General features: G+C 64.1%; 8 protein-coding genes. 6 read left to right on the top strand and 2 right to left on the bottom strand.

Going from position 1 to position 9806, the window contains the following annotated elements; all coding sequences use genetic code 11:
• The first annotated feature begins 60 nt into the window (after positions 1-60).
• Positions 61-1038 (top strand): GTPase, encoded by a 978-nt coding sequence (gene yjiA, locus QSV36_RS06340; protein WP_289130870.1) that lies wholly within the window; start codon positions 61-63, stop codon positions 1036-1038.
• Here yjiA and QSV36_RS06335 read toward each other — a convergent pair.
• Positions 998-2485 (bottom strand): methylenetetrahydrofolate reductase C-terminal domain-containing protein, encoded by a 1488-nt coding sequence (locus tag QSV36_RS06335; RefSeq protein ID WP_289130869.1) that lies wholly within the window; start codon positions 2483-2485, stop codon positions 998-1000. The two genes, yjiA and QSV36_RS06335, sit on opposite strands and share 41 nt — an antisense overlap.
• Before the next feature lie 221 nt (positions 2486-2706).
• Between QSV36_RS06335 and metE the strand changes: the two genes are divergently transcribed.
• Positions 2707-4998: a 5-methyltetrahydropteroyltriglutamate--homocysteine S-methyltransferase gene (gene metE / locus QSV36_RS06330; protein WP_289130868.1), complete on the top strand. Its 2292-nt coding sequence runs from the start codon at positions 2707-2709 to the stop codon at positions 4996-4998.
• A gap of 74 nt (positions 4999-5072) precedes the next feature.
• On the opposite strand, the gene QSV36_RS06325 is transcribed toward metE, so the two are convergent.
• Positions 5073-6251: an acetyl-CoA C-acetyltransferase gene (locus QSV36_RS06325; RefSeq protein WP_289130867.1), complete on the bottom strand. Its 1179-nt coding sequence runs from the start codon at positions 6249-6251 to the stop codon at positions 5073-5075.
• 171 nt (positions 6252-6422) lie between these two features.
• On the opposite strand from QSV36_RS06325, the gene QSV36_RS06320 reads away from it, so the two are divergent.
• From QSV36_RS06320 to QSV36_RS06305, 4 genes are all read left to right on the top strand, one after another.
• Positions 6423-6692 (top strand): PepSY domain-containing protein, encoded by a 270-nt coding sequence (locus QSV36_RS06320; protein ID WP_225779246.1) that lies wholly within the window; start codon positions 6423-6425, stop codon positions 6690-6692.
• Positions 6692-7225 (top strand): cytochrome b/b6 domain-containing protein, encoded by a 534-nt coding sequence (locus tag QSV36_RS06315; protein WP_289130866.1) that lies wholly within the window; start codon positions 6692-6694, stop codon positions 7223-7225. The genes QSV36_RS06320 and QSV36_RS06315 overlap by 1 nt, the downstream gene beginning before the upstream one ends.
• A gap of 245 nt (positions 7226-7470) precedes the next feature.
• A complete protein-coding gene (fabV, locus tag QSV36_RS06310) occupies positions 7471-8682 on the top strand; it encodes an enoyl-ACP reductase FabV (RefSeq protein WP_289130865.1) in 1212 nt (403 codons plus the stop codon).
• Between the two features lie 129 nt (positions 8683-8811).
• Positions 8812-9720 (top strand): alpha/beta hydrolase family protein, encoded by a 909-nt coding sequence (locus tag QSV36_RS06305; protein ID WP_289130864.1) that lies wholly within the window; start codon positions 8812-8814, stop codon positions 9718-9720.
• Positions 9721-9806 lie beyond the last annotated feature (86 nt).

Raw genomic sequence — 9806 nt, 5'->3', positions numbered from 1 at the left:
GGCCGCTCCTACAGGGATCGCGTTCCCCCCGCCCATTCCACTGCACAGGAGATGTTCTGCGTGCAGACGCCTATTCCCGTAACCGTACTCACCGGCTTCCTCGGCGCCGGCAAGACCACCCTGCTCAAGTACATGCTCAGGGCCGAGCATGGCCTGAAGATCGCCGTGATCGAGAACGAATTCAGCGAGGCCGGCATCGACAGCCAACTGCTCGGCGACGAGCCGGTGCAGGTGATGACCCTGGCCAACGGCTGCGTGTGCTGCAGCATCCATGGTGACCTGACCCGCGCCCTGTACCTGCTGCTCGAACGCCTGGATGCAGGCGAGATCGCCTTCGACCGCCTGGTAATCGAATGTACCGGCCTGGCCGACCCGGCGCCGGTGGCGCAAACCTTCTTCATCGATGAAGAGCTGCGTGAGCGCTATATCCTCGACGGCATCATCACCCTGGTCGATGCCGCCCATGCCGAGTTGCACCTGACCCAGGCCATCGCCCAGGCCCAGGTCGGCTTTGCCGATCGCCTGCTGCTGAGCAAGACCGACCTGGTCGAGCCGGCTGTGGTCGAGGCTCTTGGCGAGCGCCTGGCACGTATCAATGGCCGGGCCGAGATCCGCGTGGTCGAGCATGGCCGCATCGACCTGGCGGAACTGCTGGATGTGCGTGGGTTCAACCTCAACCCCGATCTGGGCGCGAACTTGAAGCCAGCGCTACGGCCACTGCTCAAACCCGCTACCCCGGACCGTATCTCCACCTTGGTGCTGCGCACGCACACCGCTTTGGACATCGACCGCCTCAGCGACTTCATGAACGCGCTGCTGGAAACCCACGGCAAGCAGCTGTTGCGCTACAAGGGGGTGCTGAACATCGCCGGTGAGGCGCGCAAGCTGGTGTTCCAGGGCGTGCTCAAGCTCTACGGCTTCGATTGGGATGCCGAATGGGCCGAGGGTGAAACCCGCGAAAGCGTGATGGTGTTCATCGCCGACGAACTGCCGGAAGCTACGATTCGGGCTGGGTTCGAGGCGCTGGCTGCGGGCTGAGCTGGCGCGGCGTCTGTGCCTGAAACCATTGCGGCCAGGAGCTGCGGTGGCGTGTCTCGACCTCGATGCACGGGATCAGGCGCTCGCTCAGCAGCGCCGTCTGCCGGGCCGCCTTGGCCGTGCGGTACTTGACGCTGTGAATGCACTCGCGATCGCCGAACTCGCAGCGGTTCAGCGCGGTCCCGCCGCAAGGGCCGTTGGCCAGGCCCTTGGGGCAGGTTTCCGGGCAGATGTACAGGGTGTCTTCCAGGCGGCAGCGGCCGCAGGTGTCGCAGCCTACCAGCGGGCGCTTAACCGCGCGTTCCACCTTGTGCAGCACCTGCGCGCCAAGGCGCGTGGTCCACAACGGCTGACGCACGGCCCAGCCGAATGCCTTGCTCAGGCCGTTGCGGCGGCTGAACAGCAGCGCGTGCATACCATGCATCAGGTGATAGCGCGCTTTCTCCGTGAACGAGGCAGCGACCCGTGACTCGCCCTGGCGCCAAGCTGCTTGTGGCGGGTGGAAACTGACCGCCGACAGGCCAGGCATCTGCCAACTGGCTTGCCAGGCCGGTGCCCATTGCTCCAGCGTTTGGATTTGCGTTTGCCAATGCTCGATGCGTGCTTCCAGCGCCAGCAGCTGCTTGAGTTCGTGAATCCCTGACAGGTGCACACCGGCATAGCCCATCAGCTTGACGCCGATGATCTGCAATGCCAGGCGGTCGACGCTACGGGCCTGGGCAAAGGCCTTGGACTGGGCCGCTTCAGCTTCGAGCAGGTCGCGCATGGACGGTGTGACGGTCACCCCGGCGACATGGTCGAGCATCGCCGCGCGCCCATGGGTAAGGCTCATGAGGCAGGCCAGCATCGGCCTGGGTGTGGCCTGGCGCCTCATCCAGTGCATGGCTTCCTGGTGTTTGCCGGCATCGAAGCCCAGTTGCAAGGTGAAAAAATCGGCGCCGGCCGCCAGCTTTTTCTCGGCCTTGAAGTACTGGGCGCCGCCTTCTTCCTCACAGTACTTGAACGGGTTGAGGGCCGCGCCGAGCAGCCAGTGCGGGCAGGCCTGGCGGGCAATCTGCAGGGCAGCGACCGATTCCAGGTAGCGCACCGGGCGTTGGCCAGGCTGGTGGCCTGGCAGGCGGTCGCCGGTCAGTAGCAGCAACTGGTCGAGGCCGGCCGCATCCATGCGTTGCAGTTGGGCGAGCAAGTGATGACGTTCACGATCCTTGCCGGAGAAGTGCGGCAGGGCCGGTACCGGGTTGCTGAACGAGGCGAGAGCATCCAGCGGTGACATATCCAGCGGGCTGCCGACGCGGTCGCCGATAGCCACCGTCATTGGCCAGCCGCACAGATGCGCGCGGGCCAGGATTGCCTCCATGGCAGCGAAACGTTCTGCGGACGGTTTCGGGACGAATTCCATCACGCAGACGAACTGGCGCTCGTGCAGCGCGGTTTTCAACAGGCTCATGGGCCGGATACCTGGTGGGGGCAGGGTGGCATTGTGCGCTACCGGGCCGGTGGGGTCATGCCCGGATGCGCAGGGTGATGCTTTGAATGAGACATCTGCTCCGAGCCTGTCGCGCCACACTATGAGTAAATCTTGTGTTCATCTCAAATTTAATGAGTTTGTCTCAAGATGTCGTCGCCCGGACAATCCCCTCATTCATTTTGCATGCTGAGGGACAAGACATGGCACTGGCACACAACCTGGGCTTTCCGCGTATCGGCCACGATCGCGAGCTGAAAAAGGCCCAGGAAGCCTTCTGGAAGGGCGAACTCGACGAAGCCGGGCTGCGCGCCGTGGGGCGGGAGCTGCGTGCCCGGCACTGGCAGATACAGAAAGACGCCGGCATCGAGTTGCTGCCGGTAGGCGACTTCGCCTGGTACGACCAGGTGCTGACCCACTCGCTGACCTTTGGCGTCATCCCCCAACGCTTTGCCAGCAACGACGCTGCCAGGCCCACCCTGCATACTTTGTTCGCCATGGCCCGTGGTGCCGTCGGTGACAGCTGCTGTGGCGGCGCCCATGCCCAGGAAATGACCAAGTGGTTCGATACCAACTACCACTATCTGGTCCCCGAATTCACTGCCGACCAGCAGTTCGTCCTCAGCTGGGAACAGCTGTTCGAAGAAGTAGAGGAAGCCCACGCCCTGGGCCACACGGTCAAGCCGGTGGTGATCGGCCCGCTGACCTACCTGTGGCTGGGCAAGGCCAAGGGCGGCGATTTCGACAAGCTGGAGCTGCTCGAGCGCCTGTTGCCGCTGTATGACCAGATCCTCAACCGCCTGGCTGCCCAAGGCGTGGAATGGGTGCAACTGGATGAGCCGATCCTGGCCCTGGACTTGCCCCAGGACTGGAAAAACGCCTACGAGCGCGTCTACAACATCATCCAGCGCGCGCCGCTGAAGAAGCTGATCGCCACCTACTTCGGCGGCCTGGAGGACAACCTTGGTCTGGCCGCCAACCTGCCGGTCGATGGCCTGCACATCGACCTGGTGCGGGCGCCCGAGCAGTACCCGACCATCCTCGACCGCCTGCCGGCCTACAAGGTGCTGTCACTGGGCCTGGTCAATGGCCGCAATGTCTGGCGCTGCGACCTGGAGAAGGCGCTGGAAGTATTGCGCCATGCCCATGAACGCCTGGGCGAGCGGCTGTGGGTGGCGCCGTCCTGCTCGCTGCTGCACAGCCCGGTGGATCTGGCCCGTGAAGACCAACTGGATGCCGAGCTGCAAAGCTGGCTGGCCTTTGCCGTGCAGAAATGCCAGGAAGTGGCACTGCTGGCCAAGGCCATCGACGACCCGCAGGCCACTGACGTCGCCGCTGCCCTGGCGCAGAGCCGGGCCGTGCAGGCCAGCCGCGCTGCCTCGCCGCGCATCCACAAGCCCGCCGTGCAAGCCCGCCTGGCCGCCATCAAGCCCGCCGACAGCCAGCGCCAGTCGGCATTTGCCCAGCGTATCGTCAGGCAGCGTGCGAAGCTCGGCCTGCCAGCGTTCCCGACCACCACCATCGGCTCGTTCCCGCAGACCCCGGCCATTCGCCTGGCGCGCCAGGCCTACAAGCAGGGCAAACTGACCGAGGCCGATTATGTCGAGGCCATGCACAGCGAGATCCGCCATGCGGTGAAAATCCAGGAGGACCTGGGCCTGGATGTGCTGGTACACGGCGAGGCCGAGCGCAACGACATGGTCGAGTACTTCGCCGAGCAGCTCGACGGCTATGCGTTCACCCGTTTCGGCTGGGTGCAGAGCTATGGCTCGCGCTGCGTGAAGCCGGCGGTGATCGTCGGCGACCTGAGCCGGCCGAAGGCCATGACCGTGGAATGGATCAGGTATGCCCAGAGCCTGACCGGCAAGGTGATGAAGGGCATGCTGACTGGCCCGGTGACCATGCTGATGTGGTCGTTTCCGCGCGAGGACGTGAGCCGTGAAGTCCAGGCGCGTCAGCTGGCACTGGCGATCCGCGACGAAGTGCTCGACCTGGAGGCGGCGGGGATCCGGATCGTACAGATCGACGAAGCGGCCTTCCGCGAAGGCCTGCCGCTGCGCCACGCTGCCTGGGCCCACTACCTGGAGTGGGCCACCGAGGCCTTCCGCCTGTGTGCTTCGGGCGTGCGCGACGACACCCAGATCCATACCCACATGTGCTACAGCGAGTTCAATGACGTGATCGAGTCGATTGCAGCGATGGATGCCGACGTCATCACCATCGAGACTTCGCGTTCGGACATGGAATTGCTGGCGGCGTTCGAGCGGTTTGCCTACCCCAACGAGATCGGCCCGGGGGTGTATGACATTCACTCGCCACGGGTGCCGAGCCGCGAGGAAATGGTCAAGCTGTTGCGCAAGGCTGCCCGGCGCATTCCCGCCGAACGCCTGTGGGTCAACCCGGATTGCGGGCTGAAGACCCGTGGCTGGCCGGAGACCGAGGCGGCGTTGATCAATATGGTGGCCGCTGCCCGTGAACTGCGTACCAGCGCCTGATCTGTGGTAGCCGGTGCCGGCCTTTTCGCGGGTAAACCCGTGAAGAGGCCAGGCCGGCCCAGATCAATCCGTGATCAGCGCTCGATCGCCAAGGCCACGCCTTGGCCGCCACCGATGCACAAGGTGGCCAGGCCTTTCTTGGCATCGCGTTTGATCATTTCGTGCAGCAGGGTCACCAGCACCCGGCACCCGGATGCCCCGATCGGGTGGCCAAGGGCAATTGCCCCACCATTCACGTTGACCCGCGCAGCATCCCACTCCAGCGCCTTGCCCACCGCCAGCGCCTGCGCGGCGAAGGCTTCGTTGGCTTCTATCAGGTCCAGTTCAGCCAGCTGCCAACCGGCTTTGGCCAGGCAGCGCTGGGTCGCCGAAACCGGGCCGATACCCATGATCGCCGGGTCGACACCGGCACTGGCATAGGCTGCGATCCGGGCCAGCACCGGCAAGCCCAGGGCCTTGGCCTTGGCGGCACTCATCAACATCACGGCGGCGGCGCCATCGTTCAGGCTGGAGGCATTGCCGGCAGTGACGCTGCCGTCCTTCTTGAACGCCGGGCGCAGTTTGCCCAGGGACTCGACGGTGGTGTCCTGGCGTGGTTGCTCGTCCCGCGCGAACACCTTGGGCTCACCCTTTTTCTGTGGCAACACGATCGGCGTGATCTCGTCGGCGAAGCGCCCGGCCTCGATGGCCGCCACGGCCTTGCGCTGCGACTCTGCGGCAAAGGCGTCCTGCTGTTCACGGCTGAGGCCGTATTTGTCCACCAGGTTTTCTGCGGTGATGCCCATGTGATAGTCGTTGAACGCATCCCACAGGCCGTCGCTGATCATGCTGTCGATGAGTTGGCCGTGGCCCATGCGCTGGCCGGTACGGGCCGAAGGCATCACGTAGGGAGCGAGGCTCATGTTCTCCTGGCCGCCGGCGATGACCACCTCGGCGTCACCACAACGGATCGCCTGGGCCGCCAGGTGCAGGGCCTTGAGGCCCGAACCGCAGACCTTGTTCAGGGTCAGTGCCGGTACGCTGTAGGGCAGGCCGGCCTTGATCGCCGCCTGGCGTGCCGGATTCTGTCCGGCGCCTGCGGTCAGCACCTGGCCGAGGATGACCTCATCGACCTGCGCCGGCTCCAGCCCGGTCTGCTCCAGCAGGCGCTTGATCACGGCGGCACCGAGGTCTACCGCAGGTACCGTGGCGAGGGCGCCCTGGAAGCTGCCGATGGCGGTGCGGGTTGCGGCGACGATGACCACGTCGTTCATGTTGTTGTTCTCCGTGCGATGGGCGTAATGCCGCAAGCATCGGTGGCTTTGGCTCATTTGTTAAGTTTGTTTTTCTTTGCGATTGATCTGGAAAGCCAATGAATGGGCGGAAGACACCCGGTACATCTAAGCTTGATAGGTTGTACTTCAATTTCGATGGAGGTCATGCTCATGCGCACGCGCGTACTGATAGCCCTGTCCCTGCTGCTCGGCAGCAGCACTGTTTTCGCTGCCACCGAATGCACCACCGCCGACAAGAGCACCTGGCAAGACCAGGAAAAGTTCCAGGCCCAGCTCAAGGAGCAGGGCTACAAGATCAACAAGTTCAAGGTCACCAAGGGCAACTGCTACGAAATCTACGGTTTCGACAAGGATGGCAAGAAGGTCGAGATCTACCATGACCCCGTGACGGGCAAGGCAGTCAAGACCGAGTACCACTAATGGACAGCGACGGCACGATACAGTTATGGGACCCCCTGCTGCGCCTGTGCCACCTGTCGATCGCCATGGTGTTCTTCGCCAACTACTTCTTCAACGAGGAGGGTGAAGACTGGCATCAGTGGCTGGGCTACTACGCCCTGGCCGTCGTGTTGGTGCGGGTGGTCTGGGGCTTTGTCGGGCCACGCAGTGCGCGCTGGGCCGACTTCTGGCCAACCCCGGCAAGCCTGGTCGGGCATGCCCGGGCACTGCTGCATGGGGAGCTTGACCATCATATGGGGCATTCGCCGATTGGCGCCCTGGTAATGGTGCTGATGCTGGCCGGCATCGCCGGCCTGGGCCTGACCGGGTGGGCGTCACAGGAAGTGGATGCGCTGTTTGGTGTCGACTGGCCGATGGACCTGCACAGCTGGCTGGCCAACGCGGTGCTGGTGCTGGTTTGCGTGCATGTGCTGGGCGCTATCTACGAGAGCGTGCGCCTGCGCGAAAACCTGCCGTGGTCGATGATCACCGGTCGCCGTCGGCGCCGCGATTGACTGCGCCGGCCTCTTCGCGGGCTTGCCCGTTCCCACAGGTATTGCGCAGCCTTCAGGATTTGCGCCGTCCCGGTGGGGCGGGTTCACCCGCGAAGGGGGCCGGAACAGGCCAACCACCGTTTTGCATCCCTATGTTCACCCCGTAATATGTGTCGGATAACCTGCGAGGGTAGTCTCACCCTCTGATCAATCGGAATCGCCCATGGCGGCGCTTCCCCCGGCATAAACCTGACGAGGTACAGACATTGGCCATCATTCATCCTAAGGTTCGCGGTTTCATCTGCACCACGACTCATCCGAAGGGCTGCGAGCTCAACGTCCGTGACCAGATCGAAGCCACCCGCAAGCTGGGCGTGCGCGAGGATGGCCCGAAGAAGGTCCTGGTCATCGGCGCTTCCAGCGGCTACGGCCTGGCAGCCCGTATCACCGCGGCGTTCGGCTTCAAGGCCGATACCCTGGGCGTGTTCTTCGAAAAGCCTGGCACCGAGACCAAGGCCGGTACCGCTGGCTGGTACAACGCTGCCGCCTTCGACAAGTTTGCCAAGGCCGAGGGCCTGTACAGCAAGTCGATCAACGGTGACGCCTTCTCCGACGAAGCCCGCGCCAAGGTCATCGAGCTGATCAAGAACGAAATGGGTGGCAAGGTCGACCTGGTCATCTACTCGCTGGCCTCGCCTGTGCGCAAGCTGCCGCAGACCGGTGAACTGGTGCGTTCGGCGCTGAAACCGATCGGCCAGCCCTACAAGTCGACCGCCATCGACACCAACAAGGACACCATCATCGAGGCCAGCATCGAGCCGGCTACCGAACAGGAAATCAAGGACACCGTCACCGTCATGGGTGGCCAGGACTGGCAGCTGTGGATCGACGCCCTGGCCGGCGCCAACGTGCTGGCCGAAGGCGCCCGCACCGTGGCCTTCAGCTACATCGGCACCGAAATCACCTGGCCGATCTACTGGCACGGTGCGCTGGGCCAGGCCAAGCAGGACCTCGACGAAACCGCCCTGCGCCTGGATCAGAAGCTGGCCAGTGAAATCAACGGCGGCGCCAACGTGGCGGTACTCAAGTCGGTGGTTACCCAGGCCAGCTCGGCCATTCCGGTGATGCCGCTGTACCTGTCGATGGTGTTCAAGATCATGCAGGAGAAGGGTGTTCACGAAGGTACCCAGGACCAGCTGGACCGCATGTTCCGCGAGCGCATGTACCGCGCCGATGGCGCGCCGGCCGAAGTCGACGAGAAGGGCCGTCTGCGCCTGGACGACTGGGAGCTGCGTGAAGACGTGCAGGACGCCTGCAAGGCCATGTGGCCACAGGTAACCACCGAGAACCTGTTCGAGCTGACCGACTATGCCGGTTACAAGAAGCAGTTCCTCAACCTGTTCGGCTTCGAGCGCGCTGACGTCAATTACGACGAAGACGTGGCGACCGACGTGAAGTTCGACTGCATCGAGCTGTAATCGCGGCTGACTTGTACCGGCCCGTTCCTGCGGGGTCTCTCCGCCCGCAGGAATGGGTTTACCCGCGACGAGGCCGGTACAGGCTACGAATCTTTGCTAGCTTTGGCGCACACCCCTAGGGAATGTGCCATGAGCAGCCTTAAACAACCTGCCACCGCCTTTCGCCACACCGCAGCCGACGGCTACAGCCTCGGCGGCTTTCGCTGGCGCCACGCCCAACCTGACACCCAGCGCCCGCTGGTGATCATCAGTGCTGCCACGTCGGTACGCTGTCGCTACTACTCGCGGTTCGCCGACTACCTGTTTGCCCAGGGCTGTGATGTGCTGACCTACGATTACCGAGGTATCGGCGAGTCCCGCCCACCATCGCTGCGCGGCTTCCAGGCCACCTGGAGCGACTGGGGCCGGCTGGATTTCGAAGCCATGCTCGCCTACGCCGCAGAATACTTCCCGGGTCAGCCGGTGGATGTGGTAGGGCACAGCTTCGGCGGCTGCGCGGTGGGCTTGGCGCCGTCCGCGGGCCAGGTACGCCGGCTGGTGATGGTGGGGGCGCAATTCGCCTACTGGCGCGACTACGCGGCCGACCAGCGCTGGCAACTGTTCGGCAAGTGGCACGTGGTGATGCCATTGCTCACCCGGGTGTTCGGTTATTTCCCCGGCAAGCGCCTGGGCTGGCTGGAGGACACGCCAGCCGGCGTGGTGCATGACTGGGCCACATGTACGCCGCGTTATGAGCAACGCCCCAGCGGGCGGGCACTGGCGATGCTACCGTTCGCCCAGGTACAGGCGGCGACGCTGGCGATCAGCCTGGCCGATGACCCTTTTGGTACCGTGGCGGCGACGGAGCGTCTGCTGGGCTACCTGCAGCAGGCTGAGCGCTGCCATTTGCGCATCGCGCCTGGGGATATATCGGTCGGGGAAATCGGCCATTTCGCGTTCTTCCATGATCGCTTCCGCGAGAGTTTGTGGCCGGTGGCGGTGCAGTGGTTGCAGCGGGGCAGGCTGGCAGTTGGCGTACCGGGGACAATCATCAATTGAGGTAATACAGACTTCGGCGGCCGCCTTGCGGCTCATCGCGACACAAGGCCGCTGCGGCTGTAGCAGCGGCCTTGTGTCGCGATGGG

Source organism: Pseudomonas sp. BCRC 81390 (assembly GCF_030341915.1).
In the GTDB taxonomy this organism is placed as follows: Bacteria; Pseudomonadota; Gammaproteobacteria; order Pseudomonadales; family Pseudomonadaceae; genus Aquipseudomonas.
Note: the sequence above shows the minus strand (reverse complement) of the source record. Positions and strands in the feature narration are given on the sequence as shown.